Genomic DNA, 17,938 nt, shown 5'->3' on the forward strand with positions numbered 1-17,938 from the left:
TATTTTATTAATTTGGGGATTCACGATATCTACTTATGGGGTAGAACAAAGCAACTAGAAATTCAAAATCATCAGATGACTTTTTATCCAATTTTTATTATTTTAAACAAGAATATTTGTTTTTATAATACCCGTCTATAGGATTAATAATGAAAAATAAATTAGAGATAAAAATAATTTTATCGCTATGTTTTGTAACAATAATCACTGCGGTAACTGCAGTACCCCTCCAATCTGCACATGCCTTCTCTTGGCCTTGTATCGACAGAAGCGACGGTAAGGCTCCTATCGCCGTGTCTGATGACAATGTCTACGTTGCATGGTGGGGAAATACTACCGGAAATTATGAGGTAATGTTCAAGGCATCTAATGATGGCGGTAAGACCTTTGGTGATAAGATTAGCCTGAGTAACTCTACGAATGGAACTTCAGTAGAAGCAGATGTAGCTGCATTTGGCAATAATGTTTACATTACTTACGCAGACAACAAGACAGGAGATGCCGATGCTTATATTAGGACATCTAATGATAATGGAAAAACATTTGGTCCTGAATTCAAATTGACAAACAATTCTGACTCCAGTCTCACATCTTCATCACTCCCTCAAGGAATGAAGTCGTATGATAACGTCAAAACTTCCCCATATGAACTCAAGGTCGCCGCTGAGGGCGACAATGTCTATGTAATTGCTACTGGAGGTGACAAAAACGATACGACCTATCAGCCTGATGTATTCATAAGAGTATCAAATGACAGTGGAAAAACATTTGGTAAAGATATCAACTTGAGTGAATCAAAGGGGATTGTATCAGAGCGCACAGAAATTGGTGTATTAGGTGATAAAGTATTCGTTACTTGGTGGGATAAAGGCTCTGATGGGACAGACACGCCATTATTGAGAATAAGTGACGACAGAGGACAAACATTTGGTGACATCATAGATCTTTCAGCGAATGCTACAGACTCCAACACAACAAATACAACGTCCTCCTAATTTTTTTAATTTGTTCTTAATATAGAATAGAAAAAAGACAGTAAAATGTGATATAAACTATCACTTTCGACTTTAATATTTTATATTCACATAACAAATGAAATTTTCAATCAATAACAACATTATTCTGTTCTGAAATCAATGTTTTTGCAAGGACGATTGTCATTAGACAGCTTAAATAGTATCCAATATAAATCAGAATAACTTGGTCATTAAATCCTCAACATTATCGATATCCATATCTGTTTCAGTTTCATTTATTATTATCATGATATTTGTTTTATCCTTAACAAATGGTGAGAACAAATTTTGGAATATTTCCGCCTTAACAGAAACACCTGAATTTGACCTAACCACTCAAGACAATAATAGTAATATTAAAAATATTACAAAAGAGAATAATTTCTCTTTATCTTTACCCTCAGTCTCATACTCTAACTCAACTTATGGAATAAAAATAGATTATCCATCAGATTGGACAATAAAGGAGGGAGGAGCAGCAACAATTTTTCATAATCAGAGTAAATCACTTAATGTTGTAGCTGAAATCTTAGCTCCTATTCAGAGTGATTACTATAATCCCAAAATAGGAGCTTCTCACAATAGTATCCGATTAGTTGTTGAAGATTATGACACCTTTGGAGATTTCACAAATAATAATATCTTTAAATATATGGAAAAAAATGATCCTGAAGCAGACAACAAAAATAAACTTTTGACTGTAGCCACTAAGAGAATAGGTGCAATAGGGATTTATTGTCATAATTTTGACCTTAAAAGTTGGAATCAGAATGCAACTTTAGCAGGTAACCCCGCTCATCAAATATTCTTAGACTATAGTTACGACAAAAACAGCAAAGACGCTACAGAAATTTGGACCATAAAGGATGATAAAATTTACATTATTGAGTTTGTGGCTCAAGACAAGTACTATGAGTTATACTTGCCAGTTGTAAACGAAATTATTAACTCATTTCAGATTACGAACTCTACTAGTAAAGGCTGATTAGCACTCAGAAGAATCTAGTTCATACCCTTTGCTTGCCGATTGTCGTATCAATATTAATATTGATATTGATTCTGTGTGCTGTAATTCGAGTTTTGGTTTCATAGTATCTTTTACGATAAAAATGTTACATTACCAATATTGAAATTTTTTACTCTCTAACAGTAATCATACATTTTTTGTCAATCATGGGATTGTATCATGATATGTATTGAATGGAATAAGGATAAAACATTCTAAAAATCTTGATTACCTTGACAGTCTTTTGAATGCATTAGTGGCTTACAAACTATGGAATTGATGTTATTTGATAAAGATATATTAAAATGATATTATCTTTTGATTCTCATACTTTTCCTCAGCATATATACGAGTTGCTTTGACACTCAAATTTGGCATATCAATTTTTCGAAAAAAAATAGGCACCCTCTTAGAGTAGGTCGTTTATCTGCAAGACGAGACGAGACGAAAAGGGAGTTATTTACAATAACTAAATTTATGTGGAAATAAATTCAGCTGCTATAATGTGTTTACATTTTACTTGCCTGTAAATAAAGTCATTACAAGTACAACTCTGTTCCTCCAAGTTTACAAGATAATTTTTTTCTTTATCCATAGAACTCCTTACCTTGTAAATTCTCCTACTAGATCCTAAAGATTCGTTATCGAGTTTTGAGTTATTCTTTTCTTTTTTAACAATTGGTTTGAAATGCTCTTCAACTATTAGAGATGCTTCATTAAGAGTTGACTCTACAATATCATATGCTTTGTGAATTCTATTCTCATAATTTTCTTTTTTAACGTTCTTTTTCTTAGATACCTTTTTTGACCCTTTCTTTGTCTTGTTTGATAAAGGGGTAATTGATAGTGTTTTCTGTGATAATAAAGAAGATTTTAGAGTGGGAGGTGGAGGTGGAGGTGGAAGTGAAGTTGCCGCTCTTTTCATCTCCATGCTCTTTGAGATGGTCTTAAGGTTTTGTTTCTTGACAACTTTAATCCCTTCATTTTCAATTGTTATGGCCTTATTTACTACTTCGATCACATGGTCATCTTTTGTATCAGGAACATATACTACATATATCAATGCAATATTCTTGCCCTCATATTTTCGAAGCACTCGGCCTATTCTTTGGACTATTTGGTTTATGTTAGATGTTGTAGCCAAAATGATCTCTATCCTAACTTGAGGAACATCATAACCGATTTCTAAAGTATGCACGGATAAGAGTACGTTAAAAGTAGTACCCCAGGAATTTAGAATCTTTTGTCGATCTATTGTTTTGACTTTAGCATCAATAATCTTCGATTCTACTCCCCCTTCTTTCAAAATATCCCTCAACTTTTCAATGGATTCTATTGTCTCACTAAATACCATAATTTTTTCATCTGGAAATTTATTTTGAATTATGTTTGCTGCTGCGGATAATTTATTATCAGCATAGCTTAACAACAACTTTCTCTTTCGAATGTTTGCAAACCATGCTTTTGCCATTCCACTTGCAAATCCACCTTTTTTCAAAAGATCAGTCATTGAACTGACATCATATCTTTTGAATCTATTTGAAATATTCTTTATTTTCGCGGAATAGACATTGTATTCTTTTATTTCATTTTCTGTCAGAGAAACTTTTATTGGAATTACTACGGGTTTAGCTAGTCTTTTATCTTTTACTGCCTTCTCAATTGAATATCTTTTTACTGGCGGTAATATTGCAAGTATAGTGCTGTTTTTAAAATCTCTCTCATCTAACGTGGCAGTAAGACCTAAGATTGCCTTTTTTGAGTCTTCGATTACAATATCAAAAATTTTAATAAATGACTTTGAAGTGTCTCTTATCAAATGCACTTCATCAAATATCACCATATTAGAACGTCGAACTAGTAGTGGATTTCTTAATACACTATGGTAAGTGCATATCATTATTTCCTTTTTTTCTTTGCGTTCTCCAAAATACACCCCAACTTTCTCTTTAGGGATGCCATATGAAATTAATCTATTAAGAGTTTGATCTAATAGGGATATCCGGGGTACCAAAAACAAAATATTGAAAAAAGAAAAAGACGGTGTATCTTTTTTGCTAATGGGCTCTGCAGTAGTTTCAAACTGTTTAGAAACAGAAGTGGTATTTTTATCATCATTTGATATCAAATCGGTGGAGTACTCTTCATCCATTTTTGATGACGATCCTCTCCTTTTGTGCGAGAGGAGTTGACCCACTAATCTTCTGGCACATTCAAATGCGATTTCAGTTTTCCCTGTTCCTGTACTGTAGAGGATAGTTCCCCTATTGTTATTTTCCATCCAGGCGTTGACTGCTGCTAACTGATCATCCTTTAAACTGAAAGGAAACTTTAACGACGAAATAGATGGTAAAAAAGTTTGTGTAGGTGGTGGGATAACTGTATTTATTTTCGATTCCCCATCTATGATTTTTGAATCCTTTTTATTGTGATTAGGGCTATGTTTCATGGCTAAAGATGCGTAGTATAACGTATAGTCCTAAATAGATCATTATTTTATTTTGCCACTTTTTATAGCGACAATTTGATTAATATACTTTTACGAGGAGTAGAATTAATCTCGAAATAAAGTATATGGAGAGTTTAGGAGAAGACAAAAGCCTAGATGAATCTTGAAAAGTGAAATAAGAAGAGAAAGAGTAAGATCACTTTACTATTTTTAATAACATGGATTCAGTCTCTAAGAGAAAGCTAAATCTCACGATCTAAATAATGGAATTAGGAAAGCATAAAGAGGATTAGAAATGATATGGAGAGTTTGTCACTCCTATTATAAATATTCATGAATTTTTTTGCTAAAATGTTTTTTCCTTTTTCTTCTTAAAATCTTGTTTATTTCATTGCTGGCCCAGCCAAACCTTAAACTCTTGTATTATTGGTTTTACTTCAATCAGATTTCCATCCCATTCTTGGAGGATTTTAACCCGCGATTCTTCTAGACCCATTCCTTTACTCAAACTATCCATATTGTAAGTATCCGGGATTCTGACCATACTGTTTGAAAATCTGTGCTGATGTGAAAGATCAGACTTTCCGCCTGTCAAATATCTCTCCGCAAATTGCATAAAAACTTCTGACATATAGTAATCATGGTATCGACTATTCGATGAAAATAGATTCTGAAATCTGTTTTTAGAAAATTCAAATTCAGTTTCTAGAATCGGAACCTGTACCGGTAAATAAATGTGATATCCACTACCGGTCCATAACACGGTAGGTTGGCCGTGGATTTCTTCTTTTATTTGCATTAGAGTTTGTTTTAAGATATAATTGAGTTTTCTAATTGGGTAGACGCAAGTTTTACAAAGTGAAAGATCCAGATCTATGAGAATAAAATTGGGTGATTGAATAAGCATTCCGTTAATTTCTATAATTTCAGGATAGGCATTTATCAGGCATTCTTTATAATCTGCTTCTCTGCATCTTTGTGATATCTCATCTTTTGAATTGATTGACATGTGACCTCTCGAAGTCAAGGTCATCATTTTGCGTGGATACATACTGCTAGTGGTACTTTTGAAATGGGATAGAATAAAATCAATTGAATTTATATTTATGATTTGTCTCCTCCCCTCCAGCCTTTATATTTTAGAGTTATTGGTAATAAAATACATTGGTAGGTTAATTATTCTTGTTAAACCATATTAGTTCTTACTCAAGCCAATAAGTTGCCTCATTCTCGAATTCTTGTCCCAAAAGTAAACCTAATAAATAAATTTTTGTTAATTATAGAATAGATTAAAGAGAAAGGTAACTTTTAGATCAAGTCTATACCCAAGTCTACATCTTTGGTTTTAAATCCCAGTCAAACAAATAATACACAGAGAAGATTTGAGAATAAAATTCATTTTCTATTTTTGTTTATAGTCTTTACTTCGAAAATCTTCGAATCCTCAAATCCATTAAAAATTGGTTTGATTCCTTTTCCAACTATCATAGGACATAGGAACATAACATACTGAACACTTACTAGATGATAGGTTACCTCAAGACCAACCAAATCTGTCCAAATGAAACATCACATAGCCTAGAATTAACATCGGATATAGTTCATGTTCATCTAAAAACATTTACAGGACATCAGCTTCAAAAATATCTAAATATTATCATATTCTATTATTCTGTTTAAAATAAGAATATGATATAAATACTATTTTAGGTATACAAAGTCAACATAAACTTTGATACGATAAGATTTTCGTAGGAATGGGATGTAATAGATGGATGTAATGTGTTCTGCTACCGTCTCTTCCCATTTCTATGTTTGAGGTTCTAAATAGTCTATTAGCTCTTGGTTTTCAAATTTAGTTACAGATACGTTAAGAGTAAGATTATTTTCAACTATACTTACCACCTTTCCACTTGTTCTTTTCATCATTTGAAGATAAAAAAAGAATTTCGAGTTTGCAAGGCAGAAATATACGAATTCAGCAATTTTTATTGCTATTTTTGTAGGTTCAATTTTTGACAACCTTATTAATCAAAGTCCTTTGAATAGTAACAAACGGTCAAATTTATAATGAGAGTAAACTCCCATAATACAAGCCCAGATTAGACTGGTCGTGGAAACCTAAAGTAAAAATTTTTATCGCTATGAGTTTAGATGGTTTCATGTCAAGAATAAATGGAAGTCTAGATTGGCTAAATAAATCTAATTCAAAGTAATTTAAGCTGTGGATTTTGGTATTTCACATTCTTTTAGTTAATAGTTGCCAATTCCACCTACCGAAGTACCGACCCAATCCCTAAATTAATTGCAAAATTAAGCATTGTAATCAATTCCCAAGCAGTTTCCAATAAAGAAATAATATTAATAATACAAGTACGATTGTATTAGAGAATATTTATGAATGTCAATGTGAGAAATTTGAGAGAAGATGACCTTGATGATGCAGACACTATACTCAGACTCTCATTTGGTACCTTTATGGGTCTAGATGATCCCATGTCCTTTTTTGGCGACTCAGATTTTGTTAGATCTAGATATACCACAGACCCAAATTCTGCGTTTGCAATAGAGATTGATGGGAACCTGGTCGGGTCAAATTTTGTTACTGACTGGGGTAGCGTTGGGTTTTTTGGTCCCCTATCAATCCATCCGACCTATTGGAACAAAGGGATTGCCAAGCATTTGATTATCCCTGTATTAGAACGATTAGCAAAACTTGAAATCCAGTACGCAGGATTGTTTACGTTTGCTCAAAGCCCAAAACATGTTTATTTGTATCAAAAATATGATTTTTGGCCAAGATTTCTAACATCCATAATGACTAAAACAATTACTGAAAAAAATGACGAGAAGAGATTAGAATTATCTCAGAAACATGAAAAGCCTCATGATGTCAGGTTTACTGAAATACGAAATGATGTAAAGTCATTAGTTTTAGATGACTGTAAATATCTTACCAATGGTATTTTTCCAGGACTAGATTTGCAAAAAGAAATACTTGCTGTTGACAGTCAAAAGTTAGGTGACACAATATTACTTTATGATCCTTCTGGAAACAAGTTAACTGGAATTGCGATATGTCACTACGGCAAGGGGACGGAGGCAGGCAGCAATGTTTGTTATATCAAGTTTGCAGCTATATCAACAAATAATAATTCTCACTCAAATTTTGTTCGAATGTTAAATTCTGTAGAATCGATGGCATTAGAAAAAGGTATATATAAAATTACTGCCGGTAGTAACATGGAACGACACTTGGCCTACAAAGCGATGATCAACTATGGTTTCAAATCAGAGTTCCAAGGAGTATCCATGCACAAAGGAAACAAACAAGGATACAATACTCCTTCCACTTTTATAATTGATGATTGGCGATAGGAGTCAAATGCTAGGTCTATACCCTGGGTTGATATACATAGCAACCTATATTTCAACATAATAAATCCAACTCATTATTTCATCTATCTGACTCAGATTTTTCATTCAGTTTCATGAAGGGATAAAGTTTTAGATCTAATCTGTTATCTTGAGGTAATTGTCTCAAACCTCGCTTTATTATGATAAATTATGATTTGGGTTTGAAAATAATTCCAATCAATAATGAAAATCTGAAATCGATCATATCGTTCTACTAATCATGATGACAAATACTTTTTTTGTGAATCTATGATTATGTGAAAAATAAAAGGTTTAGTACTGTCAAATCAAGGGAAGAAGGACCAAGAGTAAGTACATACATTACTGAATCCTTTGTTATGAGTATGGTTTCTATTCGCTTTTTTTTAAGACATGCATCTCGTTTTTCATTCAAAAGAGTATTGATTTGTATTGAGCGCCTTTAGTATCATACAATCTTCTATTTCAATAGAATTCATCAATGGTAGGTAAAACTTACATATCTCCAAGTAACACATCATAGAATTGAATAAATCTATTGTGCATGTCGTTCCTCATAGTCATTATGATGCTATTTGGATTTTCAGTAAAGAAGAGAATTTTGATATTAATTGTAACTTTATTATAAAAAAAGCTATTGAAATTTTAAAAAATGAAAAAGATTTCAAATTTATAATTGAACAGACCTATCTCTTAGAAAATATTGAGACGAGTTATCCGGAATTATTTTCCGAAATTAAACAGTTTATCAAAGATGGGCGAATAGAAATTGCAGGAGGAGAATATCTCATGTCAGATGTAATGCTTCCATCAGGCGAAGTTTTGATCAGAGAAATTCTCGAAGGTAAAAATTATGTAAAGGAGAAATTTGGAAAAAATATTCTAGTTGCCTGGGGTGCAGATGAATTTGGTTACAATGCACAGTGGCCACAAATTCTAAAAGATTGTGGTTATAAATACTTCGCCTTTAGAAGGGGAGTAACAGAGCCACTAGTCTCTGAATTTTACTGGAAAGGCATTGATGGTACATCTATACTGTCCCACTGGATGCCCTTAGGTTATCGGGCTGGATTAGATTTGTCACTTTTACATGAAACTTTTGAACAACTTAGAAGACAATCATCTACAAGACACGTCCTAATGCCTTCTGGCAGTGGTTCCACACCTCCGCAACCAGAATTATGCGACACTATCGACAAATATAATGAATCTGCCAAAAGTATCATTGAAAATCCATTAATGAAGGTGTCGACCCCTTCAGAATTCTTTGAAGCGTTAGAACAAGAAATTGAAGAAAAAAATATCCACATGTCCATAAAAAAAGGAGAGATGTATTCGGGAAAAGCATCATTTGTATTCCCAGATAGTACTTCAACAAGATCATGGATAAAACAGGGATTTAAGGAATTTGAAACCTACCTACTCATGCTTGAAAGATGGAATACCATACTTCATTTGATATCAAAAGAAAATGATCATACAGACGACCTTAAAAAGTACTGGAAGCAAGCACTATTTTTTGCAATGCATGACTCTTTACCTGGTACTGGTATTGATGCAGTATATGATGAGATGAGATCTGCATTTGATAAATTAGAGAATACATTAAAAAAATCCTACATGGAATGTATTAATAAATTATCAAAGATATTATTTAGACAGGACAATAAAGCACATCACATCTTAGTGTTCAATTCTGTGTCATGGGACACGAAGGAATGGGTAGAAGCAAGAGTCAACTTTGATATTGACGAGGCAATCGAAATAATGGAACTTAGAACTATAAATAGTAACGAAATAGTTGATGTAGAAATATTAGATTTAGAATTACATGAAAAAGATCGAGGAATAAAAAGTGTCCAGCTAGGATTCGTTGCGAGAATACCATCTCTTGGTTTTTCCGCTTATGAAATAATATTCAGGAAGAAGGAGAAAGGTAAGAATAATAATATGGATCACTCACCCTTGCTTGCATACCCAAGATCCTATGAAACAAAATTCACGTTTGACGATTTCACATTAGAGATTGATGCTGAGACCGGGATATTTACACTAATGAAGGCTGATCGCCTATATTTCATTGGCAATGAAGTACGTATAGAAGAAGAACTAGGGGACTTGTACTACCATAAAGATGTAACTGGGATAATTAAATCAGAAAGTGGTGAGGGCATTCCATTTGGAGTGTTTAAAAAAGAAAAATACAGTGTTTTGAATGGAAAGATCAGAACTAAAATAGTGTTTCAAAACAAATATTACGCTATTCGTTGGCCATATAGACTTAATGAAAAATTACCAACTATTATTTACCAGCATAGTTTCTTGACTGTAAGGAAAGAAATATCCATCTACAAGGGACTGTCTAGAATAGATTGCACAACTTATATAGAAAATAACCACCCCCATGTGAGAATTAGAGTCAAGTTTGATGTACCATTTAAAGGGTACACTTATTGGACCGGCACGCAGTTTGGTGCGATCCAAAGACCAACTAATTTATTTTACTTAAACAAAGATCCCGATGTACTAAAGAAATGGAAAGAAATACCCAGCGGTACATTTCCTTCTGTAGAATGGATAGACTTTTCCAACAAAGAACAAGATATGGGCGTAACACTGACCCATTTAGGAATACCATCACATGAAATTAGGGACAATAGTATGTACCTCACACTATTAAGAGGAGTAGAAACACTTTCTGGAGATGGAACCAAGGGTCCTTGTATTGCCACCCCTGATGCAGCAGAAAAGAGACCGTATACTTTCAAATATTCGCTGCTCCCGCATGACGGAGATTGGCGCGATGCATCAAGTTATAAAGAAGGGATAGCTTTTAATATGAAACCAACAGCAATTCATATTTCAAACAAAGAACAGCCTAAATGGAGCCCCATTACAAACGAGGCTGGTTCTGCAGACACCATGGTTGATACAACTTTATCGAATGGTTTCTCATTTTTGTCTATATCACCAAAGAATGTGATTTTAAGTACGCTCAAACTCCCACAAGATTCTAGCCATAGCAGTGATGCTAAAGTAGTAATATTACGATTATATGAAACTGAGGGCAAAACAGTCACTGCAGACATAAAATTCCATTACCCTATGAAATCGGCATTATATGTGAACCTGATTGAGGATGTCAAGGGTGATATATATGGTGATAATCGTGATGATGAAGATAAAGACATAGCGATTTCTGGTGCAAACAAAAACATCCTTAACTTCACGATTCATGGTTTTAAGATAATCACTTTAAGAATAGAATTTGATTTTTGAAGGCAATTGCAAATGTATGATGAATCCGCATGTTTCAAATTTTCTTGGGAAAATACCCAATCCCAATAAGCACTAAAACATAGAAACGAGTAGAAAATAGTCAGGATCATCTGAAGATCGATCCTCTCAATAAAATCATATTAAAAATAGAAATCAACTTAGGTTTAGATCTTGAAGTAGACCTTATTCTTATGGACTTTATTTAAAAAATGGATACTCAAACTAACCACGAGACGTTGAGATGTGGGTATAAACTATTTTAGAAATCGGCATCGTTTGCTTACTAGCTATGGCAATTAGGATCATAGATATATATCTGTCTTTTTATCTAGAAAATTAACATATATGAAATTACTAACTTTGGCTACAATCTTCCTTCTGATTGGCATTGCAAGTTTTGCACAGTCAGAAGCAAATGCTCAAGAAGGAGAATTCACACTTACAATTAACCCAGGTGCAACTGATAGTAATAGTTTAAGCCCCATAGAACCAGCTAACGTTACAATACCAGTAGGGGCTACTGTTGTATGGCTCAACAAAGATTCCGCATATCATCAAATAGTGTCCGGAACCCCTGAGGCTGGCCCAACAAATGTCTTTTATGGAGATTTTTTTGCTACAAATGAGGCATATAATAGAACTTTCGACTCACCTGGTGTAATCGACTATTATGATCCAATATGGACAAATATTAGAGGGCAGATTACAACCGTGAGTGAGAACAATACAGAGCCTGGATTTGGTACAACAGGTAATTTTGCTGATAATAATTTCACACCAAATAACGATGCAAATACGGGAAACGGGACTTCATTGACTAACGAACCTTTGCAATCATCGACAGCTCAAACATTCCAATCAAATAATGTCAACACGCCCAATGATGGCAGTTTTAATCAACCTCAAACTGGAGTAGCAGGAGATAATACCCAGTTATTTACTACGGATCAGCAACAGCAGCAACCAGTTCAGCAGCAACCAGTTCAGCAGCAACCAGTTCAACAGGAACAGCCTTTGCAATCATCGACAGCTCAAACATTCCAATCAAATAATGTCAACACGCCCAATGATGGCAGTTTTAATCAACCTCAAACTGGAGTAGCAGGAGATAATACCCAGTTATTTACTACGGATCAGCAACAGCAGCAACCAGTTCAGCAGCAACCAGTTCAACAACAAATCACACAAGAACAACTCCAGATACCACAACATGGCCCCATCGATAGTTTTAAAGCAAGTGGAAAAATCAATTCCTACATTGTAACGGCAGCAAGTCCCTGGAATGCAACTGGAGATTGGAGTATGATAGTAGAAAATGGCGAAATGAAGAATTTTGTCACAAACATGGCATGGTTTAATGGTACTACTGGTCATACACATGATTTTTTGAATTTTGATTCACGCGACGATATAGAACTGCCTTCTGATAATATATTAACAATAGATGGAGAAATGGACGTAGCTTCTAACGGAGTCATTACATGGGATGGAGTTGATTCAACAATTAATCTTGGAGGTGGAGGTAAAACTATAACTATATCAGTAGATCACGAAGCTACCGATCACCATTTTGCTGGACAACCAATTATCGGAACAGTTACTTCACTGACTCCCTGCTCAGATACGCCTGGAGCTAGTATGGAAATATTACCTACATGTGATTAGAAGACTCAAGAATGACAACACTAGAATAAAGACGACATTTAAAATTCCATCTAGAAACATTTCTTATTTTTTTGAATCATTCTTCGAAAATATATATTAAATTTAATTGACTAAAAAAGAACAACCAAACCATATTTAGAAGACAAACAGAAAATGATAGTGCTAAGGGACAAAATTTTATAAAGGAAGTGTAATCAAAAGTCTGATTACTTCACTCATGGACTAAGAACACCCCTTCAACAAGTATTATGATATTCCTGGGTAACTAACTAAATATCTTGCATATAATTACTAAAATAAGAATCATAATTGATTTGATTGATAAATCCGATAATTTAAAAATAAGTGGGTCGTTATCAGGAACTTGCAAAAACCCATTCTCTTTGATTATCCGCCCAAGGTTCATAAAAAAGTACTTTTGTTCTAGTTTGTCATTTCTTATGATCGATATGTAATGAGTATATCGATAATTGATAGAAGTAAGACGTCCTTTGAGGACATCAACATAGGGTGTGACCTTCTAGCCATCCTGACAGCAAAATCCGCAGTCACATATTTGTTCGCCGTAATTTTCACATGTATCATTTAATTCCATATAGATTCTTGTAAGCAACCCCTATATATTACTTACTGATTTCGGCATTTATTGGCTAGAATTAATCTAATACGTACTAATATAGCGAAAATCATATTTATAATAAAAAAAATGCCGTTTTGGTTCAATAATGTGAAACCAAACTTTACTTTAGTCATCTATTTTTATTTGGATAATTAATAAACAAATCTCCAATCTTTTGTATTTTATTCAATAAAATGCTTCAAATGATTAACAAATATCACTAAAATCATTGTTTTTTTATATTACTTTCTCTATCCAATACTTGTGTATTAGAATGGAAGTAGCAAACCATGACTGGACAAATCGATTTAATTCTGTGTCGGTGTGTACTTTCCCTGATTGCAAGAACGAATCAAGATGTCTATGTTCAAAATGTCTAACTCTTTATTGCAACTTGCACCTACAAATTCATTTAGCAAATTGCAATAACATGGCAGAATCATCTGGAAACAGCAATAGTATTGAACCCCATCAAATTATCAACGAAGTATTAGGTGATCCAAGGAGCATATGCACAATTTGATGATGAAAATGCAGAGTTTTGAAATAAATTAAATAATTAATTTCTTTTGTTTGTATTCTTGTTTGAAAGTATTGCAGTAATTGGTTTGTTGGTGGGTTTCAATGGATTATGTTAGACGAAGATAATATGATAGCATTATTTACATGCATACTAGTAATCCCACACATGCATGAATTTGATCAAAATATTGAGTAGAGCAGATATTAAGAAAATGTCGAAACAGCCAATCACAAGAGGATTGTGGAAAGGCATAGTTTTAAAGTAGAAGTACTACCTATTTTTTGTTGCCTCAATCTGTCCATTATTAGCTTTTACGACTACTTTTTTGAAATTAGAATCGCCCCCATCAGGAGATACAAAGATGGATGCAAATGGTCCCATGTTTCCTAAAGGCTGAATTGGATCGTCATCAAACTGGACAGTAACGTTATTGATAGAATTGAAATTATTGTTACTTAATTTTACACTTATTGTTTCGACAGGACCTCCCCTTTGGATTATTTCGATATTTAATCCCGCTGTTGAAAAATATACAAACAAGACGACTGCTGCAACTACAGCAAAGCCAACAAAGATTATTCTGCGAATTAATTTAAAGTAATTTCGCTTTTTGCCTGATCTACCATTATCAGGCGATCTACCATTATCAGGCGATCCTCCATCGTCCCAACGCCCCATATCTTATTGATAGATATTATTCAAGCAATTAAGTGTTCTATACTAAAATGATTAGATACCAACACAGATTTTTTTCTTGATTCGGCATTAGTATTAGTGGTTTTACTTTTTAAAGGTCAGTATCAACCATTCCTTTATGTATCAAGTGGTACTAAGCACAGTAGTAAATTCTAATCCTAACTAACTGATTAAATAAACAATTAGTCTATTTGCAGCACATCTGGGTAAACCATTCGTATGGCCTTCGTTCATTTTTTGACTTTATTCGTTTAGCGAATCTCTTGATCCAAACTCATTCTTAAATCCATATAGACTGGCCAGTCTTTTCACATCATTGTTGGTTATTTTACAAGACTGATGGGCAAGCTTCAGACAATAAGGATAGCCCTTTATACTGTGATAGCACAAACCATCAATCAAATTTTGAATTTCAGTTTGAGCAATATTTGCCCTATTAATAATTTCAATCTTTATAAGGGGAACATAGGCAGCTAGCCTTGCATATATCTCAATCACATCTAAACTATCAGAGATAAAGTTATTTTTGTTTGCAAGACTATATCCGGTCTTGTGACCTAACTTATTATAATAATAAATATCAGCTGCTCGCGATCCATATTCTTTGAACTGGGTTTTTGATGTAGAATTTTTTGAAATAAACAAAACATCGCTCTCTTCATCATTACTATCAAAGAGGGCTCGCACGTTTTCTTTATAGGTTGCATTTTTGTTATGAACTAAATTAGATATTATGGATCCATCGACACAAACATAATCTGGTTTTTGATCCAATACAGATTTGGCTAGATCGATTTCCATTTTCATAGCTTTAGCACTCAGAGAATCACCGGTAATGTTAGAGATCCCATAATCCCATCTTGATGCCAACATGTGATTATGCGAGCTTACTGCAACGCTATCAATAACAAACAGATCGATTCCTTGAAAGGATTTCTTATTCCAGCTACTATCAATACCCACACTCAAGGACGGTTTTCTGATCGGTTCATATTCCACCCACTTAGTAGATGCGATCTTCAAAAGATCATCAAATTCATCTCCATGTATAGATGAAAGCTTTTTCTCCTTATTTTTGATAGCATCCAGGTAAAGATCAGACAACAATATTATATCCAACTCAAGGACTAAATTTATTTATTATTCATAACAAGCAAGGGACGAGCCAAAGGGTTGGGAAAATTCATTTTTTTAGTACAAGGCAAATCATGATTTAATAACGGAGAAGGATTTGAGGGATTCAGGATTTTCGACTAACAAAAGGTCATCCTTTGAAATGTCAATATCTAAGAGTTTCTTACGCATCAATCTTCGCAATATCTTCCCTGATCGATTCCGGGGTAGTTCGTTAACAAAATAAATAGATTTAGGAAGTAGAAATTTACCAATCCGGCTTATCAGAAGTTTTTCAATATCCTTTTTTATCAAAAAGTTTGTCGGGTTTGTTGTATCAGCATTATTTAAAACACAGAAAATACATACCGATTCACCGGTTAATTCGTCTGGAATGCCAACAGCAGCTGACTCAACAATTCCAGAATAGCTAGTTAATACTTCTTCAATTTCACTAGGGTCAATCCTGTGTCCAGAAATTTTCATGACATCATCTACTCTGCCAGAGATATACCACATGTTTTGTGAATCAGTTCGAACCTTATCACCATGATTCCAAATATTAGGAAATTTTGACCAATATGTATGCATATATCTTTCCTCATCATTTAGGATACCCTTGGTCATCCCAGGCCAAGGATTCTTAATTACAAGATATCCCTCATTGACAGACTTACCTTGGTCATCTAAGATATCAACATCCAATCCCGGTACGGGTACTCCTACAGAAGTAGGTACATTATCTAAGAATGGAAGCATGCTTAGAATGGCTCCACCTATCTCAGTGCCACCTGACAAATTTATCACAGGACAACGATTATTTCCTACTTTTGAAAAATACCAATCCCATGCTTCCTTATTCAATCGCTCGCCCGTGGAAACCAGTAGCCTAAGGGAAGAAAAGTGAAATTTTGAAAAATCAATCTTATTTCTCATGAATTGTCTTATCGCCGTTGGAGCAGCTCCAAATATTGTAACATTCAGATCATCAATCTGCCTTGCCCAATAATCCATAGATGGATAGTCCAGCGTATCTTCAAAAATGACAGCAGTTGATCCTATAATAGGAGATCCATAAACTATCCATGTTTGACCAGTAATCCAACCTATATCAGCATACCAAAAAATTGTATCAGTAGATTTGAGATCTATCAAGTATGATGATTGATGAGCAGAAAATATAGAAAATCCTCCATGTGTCTGAATTGTACCCTTTGGTTTTCCGGTCGTTCCTGAAGTGTATAAAATGAATAAAGGATCACTAGATCCCATCAGTTCCGCTTCGAATTTTCTGTTTGGATCATGTTTTCTAAATGCCTCATCATAAATTCGTTTAAAGGAAAAGACTTTATCGTTAGGAAGAAGATCAGATTCAGTTTCCTCAGTTTCCTCAGTTTCCTCAGTTTCTGACACAATTATTTTTTTTACAAAAGTATTGGATAACACATCTTCCCAATGTGTTTTTAAATTAATTATACTACCTCTCCTTTGAAAAAAATCACTAGTAATTAAAAATGAAGAATTTGAATCAACGAGTCTCTGTTCAAGTGCTGACTTACCAAAACCGGAAAAAATAGGTACATGAACCGCTCCTAATTTTGAGATTGCATAAAGTGCAACAAATGATTCCATTCTCATAGGAAGATAAATTCCTACTACGTCACCTTTTTTAACTCCTATATCTCTTAATGCATTAGCAAATACATTTACCCTTATTTCCAGCTCCTTAAAACTAAGCTGTTTCTTTATTCCATCATGGTTTACAAAGATAAATGCAGTTTTATTTGGGTGTTTATTGGTATTACTTTGAATAACATTATCGATAATGTTACATTTTCCACCAACAAACCACTCACACCATGGTAAACCCTTTTGTACATCAACTACTTTATTGAATGGTTCCCTCCATGTAATTCCAAGATCCTCATTTACGGCCTTCCAATACCATTCAATATTTTCTACAGATTTCTGCAACAAGTCATCCAATGTATCAATACTATTTTTCTCCATAAATCGAATTAAATTATTATCCTTAGTCTGCTCCGATTTAGATGAATTAATTGAATAGTAGGGTACCCTTTGTTTTTTGACCATCTATATTTTAATCGTTTAAAATGTTTTTCAGATATATTAGTCTATTTTTATCGTGAATTTAATTGCCTCCGATGTAAGTAGT

11 protein-coding genes are annotated in these 17,938 nt (G+C 33.8%); 5 read left to right on the top strand and 6 right to left on the bottom strand.

Annotation, left to right across the window (positions count from 1 at the left end; genetic code table 11):
• The first annotated feature begins 149 nt into the window (after positions 1–149).
• Together NMY3_RS15475 and NMY3_RS15480 are read left to right on the top strand one after the other, a co-directional pair.
• Positions 150–995 (top strand): sialidase family protein, encoded by an 846-nt coding sequence (locus NMY3_RS15475; RefSeq protein WP_196816705.1) that lies wholly within the window; start codon positions 150–152, stop codon positions 993–995.
• A 205-nt stretch (positions 996–1,200) separates the two neighbouring features.
• Positions 1,201–2,001, top strand: coding sequence for a PsbP-related protein (locus NMY3_RS15480; protein ID WP_196816706.1), 801 nt, complete (start codon positions 1,201–1,203; stop codon positions 1,999–2,001).
• Between the two features lie 496 nt (positions 2,002–2,497).
• On the opposite strand, the gene NMY3_RS15485 is transcribed toward NMY3_RS15480, so the two are convergent.
• The 3 genes from NMY3_RS15485 to NMY3_RS15495 form a co-directional block, all read right to left on the bottom strand.
• A complete protein-coding gene (locus NMY3_RS15485; RefSeq protein ID WP_196816707.1) occupies positions 2,498–4,471 on the bottom strand; it encodes a DEAD/DEAH box helicase family protein in 1,974 nt (657 codons plus the stop codon).
• Positions 4,472–4,859: 388 nt separating this feature from the next.
• Positions 4,860–5,480, bottom strand: coding sequence for a hypothetical protein (locus NMY3_RS15490; RefSeq protein ID WP_196816708.1), 621 nt, complete (start codon positions 5,478–5,480; stop codon positions 4,860–4,862).
• Positions 5,481–6,280: 800 nt separating this feature from the next.
• Positions 6,281–6,493 carry a hypothetical protein gene (locus NMY3_RS15495; protein WP_196816709.1) on the bottom strand — a complete coding sequence of 71 codons (213 nt, stop codon included), beginning with the start codon at positions 6,491–6,493 and terminating at the stop codon, positions 6,281–6,283.
• 396 nt (positions 6,494–6,889) lie between these two features.
• On the opposite strand from NMY3_RS15495, the gene NMY3_RS15500 reads away from it, so the two are divergent.
• The 3 genes from NMY3_RS15500 (at position 6,890) to NMY3_RS15510 (ending at position 12,811) form a co-directional block, all read left to right on the top strand.
• Entirely contained in the window at positions 6,890–7,849 is a 960-nt protein-coding gene (locus NMY3_RS15500) for a GNAT family N-acetyltransferase (RefSeq protein WP_196816710.1), read from the top strand.
• A gap of 543 nt (positions 7,850–8,392) precedes the next feature.
• The gene (locus NMY3_RS15505) at positions 8,393–11,146 is read left to right on the top strand and encodes a glycoside hydrolase family 38 C-terminal domain-containing protein (protein WP_196816711.1); all 2,754 of its coding nucleotides are present in this window, start codon (positions 8,393–8,395) and stop codon (positions 11,144–11,146) included.
• Positions 11,147–11,491: 345 nt separating this feature from the next.
• Positions 11,492–12,811: a cupredoxin domain-containing protein gene (locus NMY3_RS15510; RefSeq protein ID WP_196816712.1), complete on the top strand. Its 1,320-nt coding sequence runs from the start codon at positions 11,492–11,494 to the stop codon at positions 12,809–12,811.
• Between the two features lie 1,412 nt (positions 12,812–14,223).
• Here NMY3_RS15510 and NMY3_RS15515 read toward each other — a convergent pair.
• The 3 genes from NMY3_RS15515 to NMY3_RS15525 all read right to left on the bottom strand — a co-directional run bounded on the left by NMY3_RS15515 (position 14,224) and on the right by NMY3_RS15525 (position 17,856).
• Positions 14,224–14,631 carry a hypothetical protein gene (locus NMY3_RS15515; protein ID WP_196816713.1) on the bottom strand — a complete coding sequence of 136 codons (408 nt, stop codon included), beginning with the start codon at positions 14,629–14,631 and terminating at the stop codon, positions 14,224–14,226.
• Between the two features lie 261 nt (positions 14,632–14,892).
• Entirely contained in the window at positions 14,893–15,753 is an 861-nt protein-coding gene (locus NMY3_RS15520; protein ID WP_196816714.1) for a DNA double-strand break repair nuclease NurA, read from the bottom strand.
• Positions 15,754–15,855: 102 nt separating this feature from the next.
• Entirely contained in the window at positions 15,856–17,856 is a 2,001-nt protein-coding gene (locus NMY3_RS15525) for an AMP-binding protein (protein ID WP_196816715.1), read from the bottom strand.
• Positions 17,857–17,938: the final 82 nt, after the last annotated feature.

This window comes from Candidatus Nitrosocosmicus oleophilus, from assembly GCF_000802205.1.
Classification (GTDB): Archaea; Thermoproteota; Nitrososphaeria; order Nitrososphaerales; family Nitrososphaeraceae; genus Nitrosocosmicus; species Nitrosocosmicus oleophilus.

What these genes read in the sequence shown, in the direction of transcription:
- NMY3_RS15475 (WP_196816705.1), top strand. Translation starts at nt 150, where the DNA reads ATGAAAAATAAATTAGAGATAAAAATAATTTTATCGCTATGTTTTGTA.
- NMY3_RS15485 (WP_196816707.1), bottom strand. Translation starts at nt 4,471, where the DNA reads ATGAAACATAGCCCTAATCACAATAAAAAGGATTCAAAAATCATAGAT.
- NMY3_RS15490 (WP_196816708.1), bottom strand. Translation starts at nt 5,480, where the DNA reads ATGTCAATCAATTCAAAAGATGAGATATCACAAAGATGCAGAGAAGCA.
- NMY3_RS15510 (WP_196816712.1), top strand. Translation starts at nt 11,492, where the DNA reads ATGAAATTACTAACTTTGGCTACAATCTTCCTTCTGATTGGCATTGCA.
- NMY3_RS15515 (WP_196816713.1), bottom strand. Translation starts at nt 14,631, where the DNA reads ATGGGGCGTTGGGACGATGGAGGATCGCCTGATAATGGTAGATCGCCT.
- NMY3_RS15525 (WP_196816715.1), bottom strand. Translation starts at nt 17,856, where the DNA reads ATGGTCAAAAAACAAAGGGTACCCTACTATTCAATTAATTCATCTAAA.